This is a genomic window from Micromonospora sp. DT53 (assembly GCF_049841535.1).
GTDB lineage: Bacteria > Actinomycetota > Actinomycetes > Mycobacteriales > Micromonosporaceae > Micromonospora.
Window position 1 is genome coordinate 315,451 of record NZ_JBNCKM010000008.1, and the last position, 17,345, is coordinate 332,795.

Sequence of the window (17,345 nt, forward strand, 5' to 3'; positions counted from 1 at the left end):
ATGCCCACTCCGGTTTTCATCAACCCACCCGCGCCGTCGCGTCGCGACGCCAAGTTGCGCCTGCGTGAGCTGCTCGCCGACCGCCCCGACCTGGAGGAGCGCCTCGCCGTCGTCCGTGACATGGGCCGGCGGGTGCGCGCCTGCGAGATCCACCTGACGAACACCTGCAACATCCGCTGCAAGGGCTGTTGGTACTTCGAGGGCGGCTTCGACTCGGCCGTCCGCGAGACATCGAGCATCGAGGAGATAACCGCCTTCGCCGACAAGCTCGTGGCGGACGGCTACACCCAGGCCACGCTCATCGGCGGCGAGCCCACAATCGTGCTCAACCGGGTCGTTCCGTTCGCTGAGCGGCTGCCGTACCTGACCATCTCCACAAACGGCCTGCGCCCGTTGCCGATGGCCGGATTCGAGAACGTCGCCATCGGCGTCAGCCTGTTCGGCGGCGGGCCGCTCGACGACGACCTGCGGTCCTGGCGCCCCAACGGTTCGTCTTTCACCGGCCTGTTCGGCACGGCGCTGCGGCACTACCGCAACGACCCCCGGGTGACGTTCGTGTTCGCGCTCTCCGAGGACGGCCTGGAGTTCATCGAGCCGACCGTCCGGGCCATCGAGGACAACGGCAACCAGGTGACGTTCAACTTCTACAGCGCCCACGGCTCGGACCACCCGCTGCGCATCGACAACGAGCAGCGCACGCTGGCCAAGGCGCTCGAAGCGAAGGCGAAGTTCCCCGAGACGGTCGTGTCCCACCCGTACTTCATCGAGGCGCTCATCACCGGCCGCGGCCACTGGGGCGGCCGGTTCGGCTACGACGTCTGCCCGAGCATCAGCGTCGACCTGCCGGAGCACGCCCAGCGCGTCACCAACGGCAACCCCACTCTGGACGGCTTCGCCGTGTTCGGCGCCGACTACGAGACTCTGCAGTTCTGCTGCACCTCCGGCGACTGCGACGGCTGCCGGGACAGCCAGGCCGTCTACAGCTGGCTGATGGTCAGCTCCAACCGGTTCCTCGACTCGGTCGAGCGGTTCGAAATGTGGCTCGACCTGGCCGAGAGCTACTGGCGCCAGTGGTACTGGTCGCAGCGCCAGTCGCCGAGCTTCGCGCGCCGTGACCCCACCCCGGTCGCTTGACCGTTACGCCAGCCCAGCAGTACGTCCGTTACAAGGAGAAGAGCTAAATGGCAGCCATGCCCACCCCTGATGCCGTCATGGACCTGATCCGCCGGGAGCTGATCGAGTGCGCGGTGGAGGAACCGGTCACCGTTGACACCAGGTTCGACGAGCTGGAGATCGACTCCCTCGACGCGGCCGAGATGATGACAGCCATCAAGCGCGAGTTCGGAGTGACCCTCTCGCGCAGCAGCCTCACCGACTCGACCCTCGGCCAGCTCGTGGACCTGGTCGTCGCCGGCGCCGCCGAGCCCAGCACCGCCTCTTGATCGACCCGGTAGCGATCACGGGCGTCGGCGCCGTCAGTCCCTTCGGCGTCGGCGCCCGTGTGCTGGTCGACGGCGTGCTGGCCGGGGCGAGCGGGATCGTCAGCGGCGAAGGGCCCTGCGTGGACTTCCGCGCCGACGACCTGATGTCCCGCCGCGAATACCGCCGGTACGCACGGTTCACCCAGTTCGCGGTCACCGCCGCTGTCGAGGCCACCACCCAGGCCGGCTGGGCCGAGCTGCCGTACGACGCGGACGAGATCTTCTGCGCTGTCGGCACAGGCCTGGGCGGGGTCGAGTGGTTCGGCACCGCGCAGGGCGGCCCCGCCGATGAGCCGTCCGCGCTGACGGTGCCGCTCATGATGGCCAACGGCGCCGCCGCGGCCCTGTGCATGCGGCTCGGTCTGCGCGGCGAGTCGTACGCGGTGGGCGGCGCCTGCGCCGCCGGCGCACAGGCCGTTGGCGCCGGACTGCGCGCACTGCGCAGCGGTCAGGCGCGGGCGGCCGTGGTCGGCGGGGCGGAGGCAGCCCTGGTGCCCCGGGTACGCGAGTCGTTCCGAGCCGCGGGAGCGCTCTCGGAGACCGGGCGGTGCCTACCCTTCGGCGCCGACCGCGACGGCTTCGTCATGGGCGAGGGCGCTGGCGTGCTGGTGTTGGAGCGCCTTTCCAACGCCGTCAGTCGCGGGGCGCCCGTGCTCGGCCTCATCCTCGGCTACGGGGCCAGCTCCGACGCGTACCATCTCACTGCCTCGCCGCCCGGTGCCGAGCCCGCCTCGATCGCGATTCACCGCGCCCTCGCCGACGCGGGTCTGCGCGCCGACGACGTCTGCTACGTCAACGCGCACGGCACGGGCACCAAGCTCAACGACGAGAACGAAATCCATGCGCTGCGCCGCGAGTTCGGCGAGCGGCTCGCCGAGGTCCCGGTCTCGTCGACCAAGGCCGCCACCGGTCACCTGTTCGGCGCGGGCGGCGCGGTCGAGGCGATCCTCACCGTGCTGGCTCTCAACCAGGGCCTGGCCCTGCCGACCTGTGGCCTGACCCGCCCCGACCCCGAGCTGGGCCCGCTGCACCTGCCGCGGCACGCCGTCGCCGTCCCCGCCGGGCCTCGTGGACGCATCGCGCTGTCGAACTCCTTCGGCTTCGGCGGGCACAACTCGGTGCTCGCGCTGGCCGCCACACCGAACGGGGAAATGCAGCAATGACCGGACCGTCGTTCACCGGCCGCCGTTACCTGGTGACCGGGGTCCTCAACGAGGAGTCGATCGCCTGGCACGCCGCAGCCGCGTTGCAGCGGCACGGCGCGCAGGTGGTGCTCACCTCGTTCGGCAGGGCGGCGCGCCTGGCCCGCAAGGCCGCCGCGCTGCTGCCCGAGCCCGCCGAGCTGCACGAGCTCGACGTCACCCGGCCCGAGATGTTCGATCAGCTCGCCCAGGCTCTGGCCGCCGATGGCGGCCGCCTCGACGGGGCGGTGCACTGCATTGCCGCGGCTGAGCCTACGGCGCTCGGCGGCCAGTTCCTCGACACCGGCGTCGCCGCGCTCGAGGCCGGGTTCCGGGTCTCGGTCGCTTCCTTCCAGCAGCTCACGGCCGCGTTGCTGCCGCTGCTGTCGGCGGCACCGGGCGGGGGCAGCGTGGTGGGCCTAACGGTCGACAGCGCCCGCGCGTTACCGGGATACGACTGGATGGGCGTCTACAAGGCGGCGCTGGACGCGGCGACCCGCTACACCGCCCTGTACGCCGGACGCCACGGCGTACGCGCCAACCTGGTCGCCTCCGGTCCCCTGCTCACCGTGTCCGCACAGGCGGTGCCGAGCTTCGACGACCTGGCTCGCTACTACGAGGACTGGGCTCCGCTGGGCTGGGACCGCGCCGACCCGGAGCAGGTGGTGGGTGCCGTACTCTTCCTGCTGTCGGACTGGTCGCGCAGCACGTCGGGCCAGATCGTGCACGCCGACGGCGGCACCCACGCCGTTGCCGGCGGCATCGGGAAACCATCCCGGCAATAACCGCCGACACCGCGCTCCGGGCGTCCGCCACCTTCGGTACTCGCGAGCGTCGCACAGCGTCGTGACTTGCCGATCGCTCGCTACTAAACTCTCGTTCATGGCGACCTTCACCGTTGTTCCATCCGACAGTCCGCTTCCTGAGGCCGAGCGCAAGGCCCTGATGGCCGAGCCGGGTTTCGGCCGGGTCTTCACCGACCACATGGCGACGGCGGTATGGACGCCAGAGGCAGGCTGGTCCGACCACCGGATCGGCAAGCTGCAGAACTTCTCGCTGCACCCGAGCGCGGCGGTGCTGCACTACGCCCAGGAGATCTTCGAGGGTCTGAAGGTGTACCGGCACGCCGACGGCAGCCTGTGGCTGTTTCGTCCGGAGGCCAACGCGGCGCGCTTCGCCCGGTCGGCCGAGCGGCTGGCGTTGCCCCTGCTCGACGAGGAGACCTTCCTGACCAGCGTCACCGAGCTGGTCCGCCAGGATGAGCCCTGGGTCCCGGCGTACGGCGGTGAGGAGAGCCTCTACCTGCGCCCGTTCATGTTCGCCTCCGAGGGCTTCCTCGGCGTGCGCCCGGCCGCGGAGATCACGTACTGCGTGATCGCGTGTCCGGTCGCCGGACTGTTCCAGGGGGGCGTCTCCGGGGTTCGGCTGTGGGTGAGCACCAACTACACCCGCGCGGCGCCGGGCGGCACCGGTGCGGCCAAGTGCGGCGGCAACTACGCCAGCAGCCTGGCAGCGCAGCTGGAGGCGCGTGACCACGGCTGCGACCAGGTGATGTACGTCGACGGCGTCGAGCACGAGTGGCTCGAGGAGTCCGGCACCATGAACATGTTCATGGTCACGGCAGACCACGAGCTGGTCACGCCTGGCCTGGGCACCATCCTCGAGGGCATCACGCGCGACAGCATCCTGCGGCTTGCCGACCGCCACGGACTGACCCCGGTCGAGCGCCGGGTGAGCCTCACCGAGCTGCGTCAACGCTGCGCCGACGGCACCGTCACCGAGGTCTTCGCAGCCGGCACGGCCGCCGTCATCACGCCGATCATCGGCTTCAACGGTGACGGCTTCGAGGTCAAGGTGGCCGACGGCGAGCCGGGCAAGACCACCATGGCCCTCCGCGAGCACCTGCTCGACATTCAACACGGCCGTGCGCAGGACCCGTTCGGCTGGATGCGGCGCGTTCTCTGACGGGCCCCGGAGCACCCCGTGTAGCCGCGCAGACCACCGGCGTGGCGCTCCGTCCTAGCCGGTGCGCCCGTCAGGACGGTTCATAGGCCAGATTGGGCCGCAGCCACCGCTCGACGTCGGCGACGCTCATGGCGCGGCGGGCGGCGTAGTCTTCGATCTGGTCCTTGCCGATACGGCCCACCGTGAAGTATTTGGCCGCCGGGTGGGCGAAGATCAGCCCACTGACGCTGGCTGCCGGCGTCATCGCGAAGGACTCCGTCAGGCCGATGCCGAGCTCGGCGGCCTTCAGCAGGTCGAACAGTTCCCGCTTCTCGCTGTGGTCCGGGCTGGCGGGGTAGCCGAGCGCCGGTCGGATGCCTCGGAAGCGTTCGGCGTGCAGGTCGGCGAGGTCCGGCGTGGAGTGTGGCTCGAACCAGTCGCGGCGGGCCTTCAGGTGGATGTACTCGGCGAAGGCCTCGGCAAGCCTGTCGGCCAGCGCCTTGACCATGATCGCGCGGTAGTCGTCGTGCTGGGCCTCGTAGTGCGCGGCCAGGGAATCGGCACCGTGGATGGTCACGGCGAAGCCACCCAGGTGGTCACCGTCGGGGGCCACGTAGTCGGCCAGGCAGCGGTTGTCGCGGCCGGCCGGTTTGACCGTCTGCTGGCGCAGCATCGGCAGGCGCACCCCGTCGCCGAGGACGATGTCGTCGCCCTCGGCGTGCGCGGGCCAGAAGCCGTAGACGCCCCGGGCCTGGAAGGCGTCATCCTTCGTGATCTTGTCCAACAGGGTGTTGGCGTCGTCGTAGAGCTCCCGGGCGACCGGTTGATCCAGGATCGCCGGAAACTTGCCCTTCAGTTCCCAGGCCAGAAACAGGAACTGCCAGTCGATCATCTCGCGCAGCTCGGGCAGGGTGGGCTGAACCGTCCGCCGACCGGTGAAGGCCGGGGTCGGCAGGTCGCTGAAATCGACCGTCTCGCGGTTCGCGCGAGCCTCAGCCAAGCCGAGCATCGGCTGGGAACGCCGGTTGGCGTGCGCCTCGCGCAGCTGTTCCTGCTCGACGCGGTTGGCGCGGTCCAGCTCGCGGGCCCGGCCATCGTCGAGCAGGTCGGACACCACGCCGACGACCCGGGACGCGTCGAGCACGTGCACGGTGGTGCCGTCGTACGCGGGGGCGATGCGGACGGCGGTGTGTTGACGCGATGTCGTGGCCCCGCCGATCAGCAGGGGCACCTTGAGGCCGCGGCGCTGCATCTCGGCGCCGACTGTGACCATCTCGTCCAGCGACGGCGTGATCAGGCCGGACAGACCGATGGCGTCAGCGCCCTCGGCGACGGCCACGTCCAGAATCCGGCCGGCCGGAACCATCACGCCCAGGTCGATGACCTCGTAGCTGTTGCAGCCCAGGACCACGCCGACGATGTTCTTGCCGATGTCGTGCACGTCGCCCTTCACGGTCGCCAGCACGACCTTGCCCTGCCCCCGGCCCGGGTCGATCCGGCCCTCCAGGCGGGCCTGCTCCTTCTCGGCCTCCATGAACGGTTCGAGGTAGGCGACCGAGCGCTTCATCACCCGGGCGCTCTTGACCACCTGCGGCAGGAACATCTTGCCGGCGCCGAACAGGTCGCCGACGATCTTCATTCCGTCCATCAGCGGACCCTCGATGACATCGAGGGGTCGGGCGAGGCCCTGCCGGGCCTCCTCCGTGTCCTGTTCGATGAAGTCGACGATGCCGTGGACCAGCGCGTACGACAGCCGCTCGTGCACCGGCGCCTCGCGCCAGGACAGGTCGACCGCACGCTTCGTGCCGGAACCGGTAACTGTCGACGCGAAGGTGACCAGACGGTCGGTGGCGTCCGGGCGCCGGTCGAAGATCACGTCCTCGACGAGTTCGAGGAGGTCGGTGGGGATGTCGGCGTACACCGCGAGCTGGCCGGCGTTGACGATGCCCATGTCCAGCCCGGCACGGACAGCGTGCAACAGGAACGCGGAATGCATGGCCTCGCGAACGACGTCGTTGCCTCGGAAGGAGAACGACAGGTTGGAGATGCCGCCGCTGGTGCGGGCACCCGGGCAGCGCGCCTTGATCAGCGGGAGGGCGTCGATGAACGCCTTCGCGTACCCGTTGTGTTCGGCGATGCCGGTGGCGACCGCGAGGACGTTCGGGTCGAAGATGATGTCCTCCGACGCGAACCCGACCTGCTCGACGAGCAGATCGTAGGCCCGGCCGCAGATGGACACCTTGCGTTCGGTGGTGTCGGCCTGACCCTGTTCGTCGAAGGCCATCACCACCACGCCGGCGCCGTAGTCGCGGATCCGGCGGGCCTGAGCCAGGAACGACTCCGCGCCCTCCTTGAGGCTGATCGAGTTGACCACGCCCTTGCCCTGCACGCACTTGAGGCCGGCTTCGAGGACTGTCCACTTCGAGCTGTCGATCATCACTGGGATCCGGGCGACCTCCGGCTCAGTGGCGATGAGATTGAGGAAGGTCGTCATGGCGCGCTCGCTGTCGAGCAGGTCCGCGTCCATGTTGACGTCGAGCAGGTTGGCGCCGCCGCGAACCTGCTCCAGGGCCACGTCGACCGCGCCCTGATAGTTGTCCGACTCGATGAGCCGGCGGAACTTGGCCGAGCCGGTGACGTTGGTGCGCTCACCGATCATCACGAACCCGGTGTCCGGTCCGATCGCGAAGGGCTCCAACCCACTGAACCGGGTGGTTTCCGGCAGGGCGGCAACCGTTCGTGGCGGTGTGCCGGCCACCGCGGCGACGATCCGGGCAATGTGATCCGGTGAGGTGCCGCAGCAGCCACCGGCGATGTTGAGCAAGCCGGACGCGGCAAACTCGCCGAGCAGGCCGGCGGTCTCCTCCGGCGTCTGGTCGTAGCCGCCGAAAGCGTTCGGCAGACCGGCGTTGGGGTGACACGCCACGTACGTTCCGGCGATCTTGGAAAGCTCCTCGACGTGCGGGCGCATCTCGGCCGCGCCCAGCGAGCAGTTCACGCCGACGACCAGCGGATCAGCCCGCTCTATCGAGCGCCAGAAAGCTTCCACGGTCTGCCCCGACAGGGTACGGCCGCTGAGGTCGACGATGGTCACGGAGATCCACAGCGGCAGCTGCGGCGCGACCTCACGGGCTGCGGCTATTGCGGCTTTCGCATTCAACGTGTCGAAGATCGTCTCGATCAGAAGCAGGTCGACACCACCCTCGGCCAGGGCCGAGATCTGCTCCGCGTACGCCGCGCGCACCTCGTCGAAGTCGACGGCGCGATACGCCGGGTCCTCGACCCGCGGCGACAGCGACAGCGTCACGTTCAGCGGCCCGACCGAGCCGGCCACGAACCGGCCACCGAACTCGTCCGCCGCCTGCCGGGCCAGCCGCGCACCCTGAACGTTCATCTCACGAACCAGTGACTGGAGTCCGTAGTCGGCCTGGCCGATGCTCGTCGCCGTGAAAGTATTGGTGGTGGTGATGTCGGCGCCGGCGGCCAGATACCGCCGGTGTACGTCCAGAATGAGGTCCGGCCGGGTGAGGTTGAGCAGGTCGGGATCTCCGCTGACGTCCTGCGGATGGTCGACAATCAGGTCGCCTCGATAGTCCGCGGCGGTGAGCTTCGCGCCCTGCAACATCGTTCCCCAGGCGCCGTCCAACACCAGAACACGCTGCGACATCAACTGCCGCAGCGACGATGCGGCGCTTCCCTGGTTGAGTAACGCGCTCACGCAGCCGCCTCCGATGTCCGGAGGCGCCCTTGTCGATGACATCAAGGCCGAGCGTGGCGGGCATCGCCCGTCGCAGCGCCTCTCGACCTGACCGGTAAACAATACCCTGACCCGCCTGAGGATGGGCCGAGGAGCACTGGCACGGTCATCGCGGCGACGCGGGCAGCAGGGGTCGCCGCGCGCGGGTGCCCTTGCCCGACTGCTTGACCAAGGGCACCCGCCGAATCGCCTTGGCAACAGCCGGATGAGGCGATCCACCTGCTGCATATCCGCAGCGAGGGTGGTACCGCCAGACAGCGAGTGGCGAGCTACGCCCGCCGCGAAGGTGACGCGTATCGTGGCTAGAAACCATCGCCGAGAGAATGGGCGGGAGGGGCGTGGACATGACAGATGGCACGGTCTACTCCGGCTCACACTGGCAGCGCTACGCCACCAATGACATCGATGAAGCGCACGCCTACATCCGGCGGGCATTCCTCGACATCAAGGTGCAGTCCTCCGGTGAGGGCCGCGACGGGGCCGGCCTGCGCACCGTCACCACCGCGCTCGCCGACGTCGGCGTGACCCGGCTGCACTACTCCGCGCGCACCCAGGCCCAGACGGCTCCGGACGGCGACCTGAACGTCACCCACCTGATGGGCGGCCGCTTCACCATCTCCAAGGAGAAGAACGAATACCGGTTACAGCCCGGGGACGTGATGCTGATCCTGCCGGACGAGTCCGAGGACCTCGCCTACGACAACGTCGACACGTTCGTCGCCCGCCTCCCCCGCGCCCTGCTCGAGGAAGTCGCCCACGCGCAGACCGGCATCAGCGGCGCCGACCTGCGCTTCGACAGCTCTCGACCGATCTCGACTGCGCTCGGTCGGCACTGGACCAACACTATCTCCCACCTGGCCCGCAGCGTGCTACCTGACCCTGCCCTGATGGCCAACCCGCTGGTCGCCGGGCCCACCCGCCACCTGCTCGCGGCGACGGCCCTCGCCGTGTTCCCCAACACCGCGCACAACATGACCCTGCGCCCCGCCGGCGGGGTCACTCCGCAGGCGTTACGCCGAGCCGTGAGCTATATCGACGACCACGTGGACCAGCCGATCACGGTCGACCAGATCGCCGCCGCCGGTGTGGGTGCTCGGGCTCTGCAACTGGCGTTCCGCCGCCACCACGACACGACGCCGATGCGGTACCTCCGCCAGGTCCGCCTCCAACGCGCGCACCGCGACCTGCAGGCCGCCGACCCGACCGCCGGGACCACCGTCACCACGATCGCCGGACGCTGGGGCTTCACCCACCCCGGACGCTTCAGTACGGACTACCGCGCCACCTACGGATGCAGCCCCAGCCACACCCTGCGCACCTGACGCCCGCCTCGTTCGAGGGAGTGCGCATCCAAGGGGCCCAAGGGTGCATTCCGGCGTTGGTTGCTGCCGTGGTCGCCGAACCGACCACGTGCGTCTGGACGAACCCGAACCGCGCCGACAACTGCGCCACCACCGCCCGGGCGCTGTCCCGACGCCGGCCGGGCCAGCCCCGGAGGTGGTCGGTGGCTCAGACCGCGAGGGCGACCTTCAGCCAGCCCGGGTCGCGGTCCTGAAACTGGCGGTACGCCTGCAGCACGTCGGTCACCGGTTCGTGCCTGGTCAGCAGCTGTGCCCAGCTCGGCGACCCGCGCGCGGTAGCCGGGCAGCTCGGCGGGGGTCAACAGGGCCGCGTCGGACCCGAGGTCCCCTGCCGGAAGACGCGGGCGCAGTCCTTGAACGGATCGCTGGGCGCGAGCGGGCCCGCCTTGTCCCGCATCCAGTCGAACGTTCGCGGACTGATCTATGCCGGCTCGCGCACGCCACCGGCGTTGCCACCATCGTCCGGCATCGGCTCGGCCGGGGCTTCGGGCAGTTCGTCCTGGGCGCCGGGCAGAAGGACGCCCGCGTCGTCGGGCACCGGTTCACGCGGGTCGATGGGCGGATACTGTTCGGGGTCGAGATCCGGTCCAGTCATCAGGCGAGTATCCGTCGTCTTCCGAACTGCCGCTCGTCGAGCCCGCGACCCGGGCGGCCGTCCCCTCGTCTTCGGCGACTGGCGGCACTGGTTCGTTCGCTGCCTGCGCCTGACCGGCTGCCTCGTCGCGACGAGGCCGGCTTTGGCTCCGTGACAGCGAGGACCCCAGCGCAACCCGTCAGCGTCTCGTCCGGTACGCCGACCTGGTGCCCGATACACCATGCGGCGTCCGCTTCTCACAACTCAGATCATCCAGGTGCCAAGGCATCCGTTCGTCTGTCCCCGCCGTGTCGCGTCAACTACCCGCGGATCCGGGTCTGAGATCGTGCTCGTCAGAGGCCGGGCGGGGTCAGGCGGCAGATGTCTTTGCCGGCAGAGCAGCAACCACCGCGGGCCTGGCGTTGTTATCGGCATGAGGGATAGGTACACCCATGGACGCTGACCTCGACCGGGAGTTCAGCGATTTCGTCGCGGCCCGCTCACACGCACTGTTCCGGACCGCGCTCGCCCTGACTGGGCACCGTCAGCAAGCCGAGGATCTACTCCAGACGGTACTGACCAAGGGCGCCCGACACTGGTGGCGAATCCGCACCGGAAACCCCGAGGCGTACCTGCGCACCGCGCTGTACCGCCAGCAGACGAGTTGGTGGCGCAGCCTCCGGCGGGGGCGCGAGGTGAGCTCTGAACAATTGCCCGAGGTCGCGACGACGGCCGACGCCACCGCCACCGTCGACCTCAACCTGGCGCTCAGACAGGCGTTGGCACAGCTCGCGCCCAAACACCGGGCGGTGCTTGTGCTGCGCTACTTCGAAGACCGGCCGGACAGCGAGATCGCCGAGATTCTGGGCTGCACCCAATCCACGGTACGCAGCCAGGCCGCACGGGCTCTCGCCCGGCTGCGCGAACTCTGTCCCAGGTTCGACATCCTCGCCACGAAGGAGGCGGCAGACCGATGAACCCGCACCTCACCAGCGCGCTCCGGACCGCTTTCGAGGAACTGGCCGAGACCGCGCCCGCGCCGGTCGGGCTGGCCCAGGCCGCACTGGTCAGCGCCCGCCGGCAACGGGTCACCCGGCTGGCCGTCGGTGGTGGCTTCGCCGCGGCGATCTGCGCCGCCCTGATCGGCGTGGTCGCCGTCCTCGCCCCGATCAGCGGTACGACCGGCGACCAGTTCGCCGATAACGGGCTGCGGCCACTCGTGGTGACCGCGTACAGCGGCATCCGCGATCCGAAAATCGATGATCCGAGCCCGCACTTTCAGTATTCGCTCCTGCTGAACGCGAAGACCGGCCGGTACGACCGGGTGCCGTACCGGTATGCCATGCCGTCCCCGGACGGCAGCCAGGTGCTGGTCGCGACGGGTGACAACAGTTCACGCTATCCAACCCGGGTGGGCGTACTGGACCGGGCCAGCGGGAACGTGCGCTGGATCGCCGACTCCGGCGGCACCAGCGACGCCCGTTTCCCCGGCTATTCCAACGACGGGCGCTGGTCGCCGGACGGGCAGCGCATCCTGTTCACCCACATGCCGCGCACGGGTACGCCCGGCTTCGTGCTTGTGGATTCGGAGACGCTCACGACAACGTTCGTCCCACTGCCCGACCTGGCCGCGCAGAACGACCAGGCCACCGGCCTGACCTGGACGCCAGACAGTAACGGGCTCGCGCTGACGCTCTCCAAGTCTGTCGACGAGCCCACGGTGACCGGGATCCGCATCTATGACCTGGCAGGCAGAGTGGTGCGTACCGTTCCGGCCGGCGGCGGCCCGCTGGACGACGTCAGCTTCTTTCCGGACGGCGGGCAACTGGCGCTGGCGCCGTACTCCGATGGGGTGCGGCAGACCTCCGTCAGGGTGGTCGATCCGGTCACCGGGGCGCTCCAGCACAGCTTCAAGGTGCCCCTTGCCGGCGGCCTGATCGGCTGGACGGACGACCAGCACCTGCTGATCCGCGTCTTCCACGACGCGGGCGGGATACCGGCATCGGACCAGCCCGCCCCAGTCCTCGGACCAGGTGATGACGAGTACGACCGCCTGCTCGTGGTCGACCTGACCGGTCGGGTGACCCACTCGATGCACCTACCGGCCGAGTACGCCGACCATCTCTTCATCGGCTCCTCCGCCGGCCTGCCGAGCAGCGCCGCGAAGATCACCTTCTAGGCCGTGATGGACCTCGCCAACGTCAACGAGGTCGGCCAGACCAGCTGACACCGGTACGGGGCGGGTCGGGTCACCGCGACGCGGCCCGCCCCCGTACCGCCCATCTGCAACACGTTCACCCTTGGCCCATCCCCCTGGAGCCGCCTCCTATGCGCCCTCGCGTGATTATGGTGTTCGCTGTCGCGGCGATCGTTGTCGGCGGGGTCCTGCTGGTCCCTGCCGCGTACGCCAGACTCGCCACCACCTCCGATCCGACCGACTCCGCATCCGCCACTCCCACCACCCCGCCATCGCCGCCGACCCTGGCCGCCGCACCGGTATCGGTGCCGGTGGACGGCTTCGTCGCGTGGGCACTGCTGGACCGCGAGAGCGGGCAGACCGCCGGCTCGGCCAACAGTGCCACGTCGACCAACTCCACCGAATCGATGATCAAGGTTTGGATCGTCGCGGACTTCCTGCGCCGAACGGCGGAGGCGAGCAAAACGCCCTCGGACGAACGCCTGGAACAGGCCAGCCGAGCGATCCGCTACAGCTCCAACGACTCGGCCGAAGCGCTCTACAACGCTGGCGGCCGCACAGCGGTGATCAGACGGATGATCAGCCTGTGCCGGTTGACCAGAACGAGGCCGGGAAACATACCTGGCTACGCGGGCTGGTGGAGCTTCACCGAGATGACCGCCCGAGACGCGGTACGGATGGGCGAGTGTGTCAAGAGCGGCAAGGCCGCAGGCCCCGAGTGGACCGACTGGTTGCTCAAGGAGATGCGCAACGTCTGGGGAACCACCGCCAAGGAAGATCAGCAGGAGACGAGAGAGGGCGGCCGGTGGGGCATCATCGAGGGCTTACCGATGGAAATGCTCGAGAGGGACCCGGTCAGCATCAAGAACGGCTGGACCTCGCTCGACTATGACGGCAACTGGCACGTCAACTGTCTGGCCATCACCAACAACTGGGTACTCGCGGTGCAGGTGCGCTACCCGGACCAGCGCGGTCTCGACTACGGCGCACGCGTCTGTGCGAGCGTCGCCGCCCAACTGGTGACCCCGCGACCGGGTGCCGCGCTGAACGTGCCCCGACCCCTGGCCGGAGGCTGACCAGACTCACTGACTGGGGGCCCACGCAGTGGCGCCGACTATTTTCAACAGTTGATCCAGCGCGCTGGGCGCAGTCGGGGCCCGTTGATGGAGCCTACGACGAGGCCGTTATCGGCGATCCCCCAGCCGAAGGGGTCTTGGACACCGGGGATGGCGCCGCCCAGGGCGACGAGCCGGTCGCCGTGGTCGACGGCTCGGTCGCCGAGCACTGTGCCCCGGCTGTTGACGTCCTGCGTTGATACCAGCGCCGGGTTCACGGCGGACGCCACGCCAGTGCGCAGGTCCCACCGCACCAGGGTGCTGTCCTCGTCCTCACTGCCGGTGCCGATGCGACCAACTGCCCAGGTCCCCTGGGCCGCGTAGACCCCCGACCACCGGGCCCCGGGGGCGGTGAGCCGGTCGGTCCTCGCGTCGGGATGGCGTACCCAGCCGGAGTTGCCGGCGCTGCCGATGATGGTGCCGTCGTCGAGGATCTCCCTCGCGCTAGCGTTGGGCGGGGCGTCGATCACCTCGACGGTGCCCGGTCGGTCGGCGGGCCAGAGCAGCGGCAGGGACGTCTCGGTCTCCTCAACGGCGAGTTGGCCGACGATGTCGCCGCGTGAGTTGATCCCCAGCGCCAAGGTGTTGGAGAACGTCGGCAGGACGGGTAACCACTCCAGGCGCCCGTCGCGGTAACGCCAGGGGCGGTAGACGTTGTCGACGACGGCATTGCCGACGGCAACGCCGTACCGATTGATGTTCTCGACTTGCTGCGGCGCTCCTATGGTGACGACGGTGAGGCGGGGTACGCCCCACACCCCAGGCCCGGGTCGGCGCGGCTTTCCGGCCCACAGCAGCAGTAACGGCTGCGAATCGTGGTCATCGACTCGGTAGCCGATACCGGCGATGAACCGACCAGTCGGGTCGACCGCCAGCGCTCGACCATCCATGTCCGCTGGTAAGGGCAGTGGTAGTAGCGCGCAGACCGGGACGGGCCGGTGCTTCGGCTCGGCCATGGCAACGCCGGGCAGGCCCAGCGTTGCGGTGAGGGCGCCAGCGGTCAGACTGATCAAGAAGCCGTTCCGAACAGTCCGGGTCATCTCTACTCCCAGTGACGTGCGGTGGTGGTGTGCTTACCGAAGCACGTCGATGTCACCATCGGAAGTGCTGCCTACGGCTGGGCGGCGCTGATTTCCGACACCACGCAGCCGCGATGGTGCGCCGCACCTCGGTCTCTCCCATGGCCCTTTCGACCGCAGGCAGGCCGACCTTCGCCAGGAGGCGGGCTGCCGCGGGTCGCTCTCAGCCGTGCGGGCTGGGGAAGTCATCGCGTGGCTGGCACCGTCGAGATGCCACACGCGCAGAGACGGGTTGTCCACAGCGGCAAGTCGTTCGGTGGTGGCCTTGCTGGTCCAGCGGTTTGTCAGCGGGCGAGTTCGTCTTCGACGAACGCGGGTCTTGCCAGCGTGATCGCCGGGATGGTCGCCACGAGGGCGACGGCGAGCAGGAACAGCAGCGGCAGGGTCCACCCGCCGCTCATGTCGTGCAGCAACCCGACGAGCAGCGGACCGAGCGCGCCGAGCGCGTACGCGACGCCCTGGGCGAAGCCACTCAGCGCGACGGTGCCGTCGTGGGTTCGGGTCCGAACGTTGATGAGCACGAGGCAGATCGGGAACAGGATCGACCCGGAGCCGATGAGCAGCACCCAGAGCAGTGTGAGTGTCGCGGGTGCGAGCAGCAGGCCGAGGTAGCCGAACACGAAGCTCGCGACACCGGCGGCGATCAGCCAGCCGACATTGCGCAGCCGCGCGACGAGGAGGGGCGCGATGAACGCGCCGGGCACGCTGATGAGGCCGGTGATGGCGAGCAGCACACCGGCCTCGGTCGGCGTCGAACCGGCGATGTCGCCGAGGATCTCGGGCAGCCACGCGAAAGCCGCGTAGGTGCAGATCGTGCTGGTCGAGAAGACGACGGTGATCGACAGGGCCACGCGTGACCGCCATAGTCGCGTGACGAGAGCGGCAGGAGGGGACTCAACGGCGGCGGCATCCGAGAGTCGCTGGCGGCGCTCGCGCGCGATGACGACGAGCCACGGAACGAGCGCGACTACCGAGGTCACCGACCAGATCCCGAGCACGAACCGCCAGCCGAGCTGCGCGGCGACCGGAGCGGCGACCGCGGCGGGCACGGCCGTGCCCATGCCCACGATGCAGACGTAGACGGCGGTCAGCAGCGCTACCCGGTCGGGGAAGTAGCGGCGCACGATCGGCGGCAACAGCACATTGCCGATGCCCGTACCGGCGAGCGCGAGAACACTGCCAAGGAGCAGCACCGCGAAGCCCGGAGCGAACGCGCGCACGAGATGGCCGAGGGCCATGAGCAGCAGCGCGAGTACGATGCCGCCGTCGGGGCCGAGGCCACGGGCGACGCGCGGTGCGATGAACCCCGATACCGCCAACAGGATCGGTGGCAACGTGCCGAGCAGCCCGACGCCGATGTTCGAAATGGGGATGTCCACCCGGATGTCGCCGAGGATCGGCGATATCGTCGCCACCGCCTGACGCAGGGTGAAGGCGACGAGCACGATGCCCAGCAGCGCGACCGTGCGTCCCGCCCACAACGGAAGGCGGCGTTGCTCGGACACCCCCCGAGTCTAGTGCTCCATCCGAGGATGTTGACCTTGGGTGAGCCGACACGTCGGGTGTCGAGAAGACGAGGTAGGGCGAGCTCGCCTGGAGTCGCATCGGCCGTCAGATCGTTGGAGATGACCGCCGACGACGCCCCGATCAACGAGGCCCTCGTCGCCGCCGTTCGCAGCACGACCCGGGCAGTGACCGATTCAAACAGCTGTTCCGCGCCCCACCGGAGGTGCGGAACCCGGGAGTCCGTTGTTCAGGGCTTGGAGAATCAGATCGAGCCCGAACTCGAATTCCTCGTCCAGCGGACGGGGCAGGAGGTGCACGACCGAAGCCGTGCAGCGGGCCGGCTCCTTCCACAGCCGCGCCAGCCGTTCGTCCCGCGTCGCGAGCGGGGCGCTCGGCCCCCAGAGGCTGAAGAGAAGCCGCGGGTGGGGGCATCGATCGGGCGCACGCAGACGATCGCTGCGCCTTGTCAACGGCATCTGCGGACGTCCGTGCCAGCTGGCCGGAGGGAGCCTCGAGGACGTCGGGGTTCGCGGATGCCGGTCAGTTCTCAGACTGTCGTGGCCACGTCCAAGCGGGAACCTCACGGATCGGATGCAGCTGGTCATCGCTCTCGGCGTGCGAGTTCTGCTGGGCCACGCGAGCGCCGAACTCGAGGTGTTCGCGCACCGCCGCCCGGAATGCGTCATCGTCCGGTAGGCCGGCTTCATCGATCGCTTCGAGGTAAAGGGCGACGAACCGCTCCCGTTGCTCGTCGGTGATCTTCAGATGGCGGTGGACGTCAACGATGTACTGAAATCCCAGTCCGGTGGTGAACCTGTCGGGGCCGCCGAAGGACTCGGCGGTGAACCAGGTGAGGTGTTCGACATGGCCTGGCTGGCGAGCGGGGAACACGCTGCGCAGCACGGGGTCGTCCAGCACCTTGGTATAGAACAGTTCCTCCAGACGATGCAGCGCCTCGTCACCGCCGGCAAACTCGTACAGAGTGGACATGGACTCGTCCTTCGTTGCCTGGACTGAGCGACTGGTGCGCTCCACCGAAATCCGATCGCTGCGACCGTACCGCGTTCTGACAAGCATGGTGGCCTACGCAAAGCCGCAACGCCCGGTCATCGGTGTGCGCGGATGCTGCCCGACTGACAACCGGGAGCGT

14 protein-coding genes and 1 riboswitch are annotated in these 17,345 nt (G+C 69.1%); of the genes, 9 read left to right on the forward strand and 5 right to left on the reverse strand.

Translation table 11 applies throughout. The annotated features are described in order from the left end of the window. From ACLQ3B_RS25020 to ACLQ3B_RS25040, 5 genes are all read left to right on the forward strand, one after another. Positions 1-1,134, forward strand: coding sequence for a radical SAM protein (locus ACLQ3B_RS25020; RefSeq protein WP_425783142.1), 1,134 nt, complete (start codon positions 1-3; stop codon positions 1,132-1,134). Between the two features lie 47 nt (positions 1,135-1,181). Continuing rightward, positions 1,182-1,442, forward strand: coding sequence for an acyl carrier protein (locus ACLQ3B_RS25025; protein ID WP_425783143.1), 261 nt, complete (start codon positions 1,182-1,184; stop codon positions 1,440-1,442). Next, positions 1,439-2,644: a beta-ketoacyl-[acyl-carrier-protein] synthase family protein gene (locus tag ACLQ3B_RS25030; RefSeq protein ID WP_425783144.1), complete on the forward strand. Its 1,206-nt coding sequence runs from the start codon at positions 1,439-1,441 to the stop codon at positions 2,642-2,644. The genes ACLQ3B_RS25025 and ACLQ3B_RS25030 overlap by 4 nt, the downstream gene beginning before the upstream one ends. Beyond that, positions 2,641-3,447, forward strand: coding sequence for an SDR family oxidoreductase (locus ACLQ3B_RS25035; RefSeq protein ID WP_425783145.1), 807 nt, complete (start codon positions 2,641-2,643; stop codon positions 3,445-3,447). Before ACLQ3B_RS25030 ends, ACLQ3B_RS25035 begins: the two co-directional genes overlap by 4 nt. 97 nt (positions 3,448-3,544) lie before the next feature. Then, the gene (locus ACLQ3B_RS25040) at positions 3,545-4,627 is read left to right on the forward strand and encodes a branched-chain amino acid aminotransferase (protein WP_425783181.1); all 1,083 of its coding nucleotides are present in this window, start codon (positions 3,545-3,547) and stop codon (positions 4,625-4,627) included. A gap of 70 nt (positions 4,628-4,697) precedes the next feature. Here the strand turns inward: ACLQ3B_RS25040 and metH are convergent, their stop codons facing one another. Then, positions 4,698-8,324: a methionine synthase gene (gene metH, locus ACLQ3B_RS25045; protein WP_425783146.1), complete on the reverse strand. Its 3,627-nt coding sequence runs from the start codon at positions 8,322-8,324 to the stop codon at positions 4,698-4,700. A 14-nt stretch (positions 8,325-8,338) separates the two neighbouring features. Further along, positions 8,339-8,414: riboswitch (S-adenosyl-L-homocysteine riboswitch) on the reverse strand. A 293-nt stretch (positions 8,415-8,707) separates the two neighbouring features. Here metH and ACLQ3B_RS25050 point away from each other — a divergent pair. After that, entirely contained in the window at positions 8,708-9,685 is a 978-nt protein-coding gene (locus tag ACLQ3B_RS25050) for an AraC family transcriptional regulator (protein WP_425783147.1), read from the forward strand. Positions 9,686-10,145: 460 nt separating this feature from the next. Here ACLQ3B_RS25050 and ACLQ3B_RS25055 read toward each other — a convergent pair whose 3' ends face one another. After that, positions 10,146-10,319: a hypothetical protein gene (locus ACLQ3B_RS25055; RefSeq protein ID WP_354944920.1), complete on the reverse strand. Its 174-nt coding sequence runs from the start codon at positions 10,317-10,319 to the stop codon at positions 10,146-10,148. 431 nt (positions 10,320-10,750) lie between these two features. On the opposite strand from ACLQ3B_RS25055, the gene ACLQ3B_RS25060 reads away from it, so the two are divergent. The 3 genes from ACLQ3B_RS25060 to ACLQ3B_RS25070 all read left to right on the forward strand — a co-directional run bounded on the left by ACLQ3B_RS25060 (position 10,751) and on the right by ACLQ3B_RS25070 (position 13,571). Continuing rightward, on the forward strand, positions 10,751-11,275 hold the full coding sequence (locus ACLQ3B_RS25060; protein ID WP_425783148.1) for a SigE family RNA polymerase sigma factor: 525 nt from the start codon (positions 10,751-10,753) through the stop codon (positions 11,273-11,275). Continuing rightward, positions 11,272-12,477 carry a hypothetical protein gene (locus tag ACLQ3B_RS25065; protein WP_425783149.1) on the forward strand — a complete coding sequence of 402 codons (1,206 nt, stop codon included), beginning with the start codon at positions 11,272-11,274 and terminating at the stop codon, positions 12,475-12,477. The genes ACLQ3B_RS25060 and ACLQ3B_RS25065 overlap by 4 nt, the downstream gene beginning before the upstream one ends. Before the next feature lie 149 nt (positions 12,478-12,626). After that, complete coding sequence (locus ACLQ3B_RS25070; RefSeq protein ID WP_425783150.1) at positions 12,627-13,571, forward strand: hypothetical protein; 945 nt, start codon at positions 12,627-12,629, stop codon at positions 13,569-13,571. 44 nt (positions 13,572-13,615) lie between these two features. Here the strand turns inward: ACLQ3B_RS25070 and ACLQ3B_RS25075 are convergent, their stop codons facing one another. The 3 genes from ACLQ3B_RS25075 to ACLQ3B_RS25085 form a co-directional block, all read right to left on the reverse strand. Next, the gene (locus tag ACLQ3B_RS25075; RefSeq protein WP_425783151.1) at positions 13,616-14,650 is read right to left on the reverse strand and encodes a hypothetical protein; all 1,035 of its coding nucleotides are present in this window, start codon (positions 14,648-14,650) and stop codon (positions 13,616-13,618) included. Between the two features lie 323 nt (positions 14,651-14,973). Beyond that, complete coding sequence (locus tag ACLQ3B_RS25080; protein WP_425783152.1) at positions 14,974-16,194, reverse strand: CynX/NimT family MFS transporter; 1,221 nt, start codon at positions 16,192-16,194, stop codon at positions 14,974-14,976. Between the two features lie 541 nt (positions 16,195-16,735). Next, positions 16,736-17,185, reverse strand: coding sequence for a group II truncated hemoglobin (locus ACLQ3B_RS25085; RefSeq protein WP_425783153.1), 450 nt, complete (start codon positions 17,183-17,185; stop codon positions 16,736-16,738). Positions 17,186-17,345: the final 160 nt, after the last annotated feature.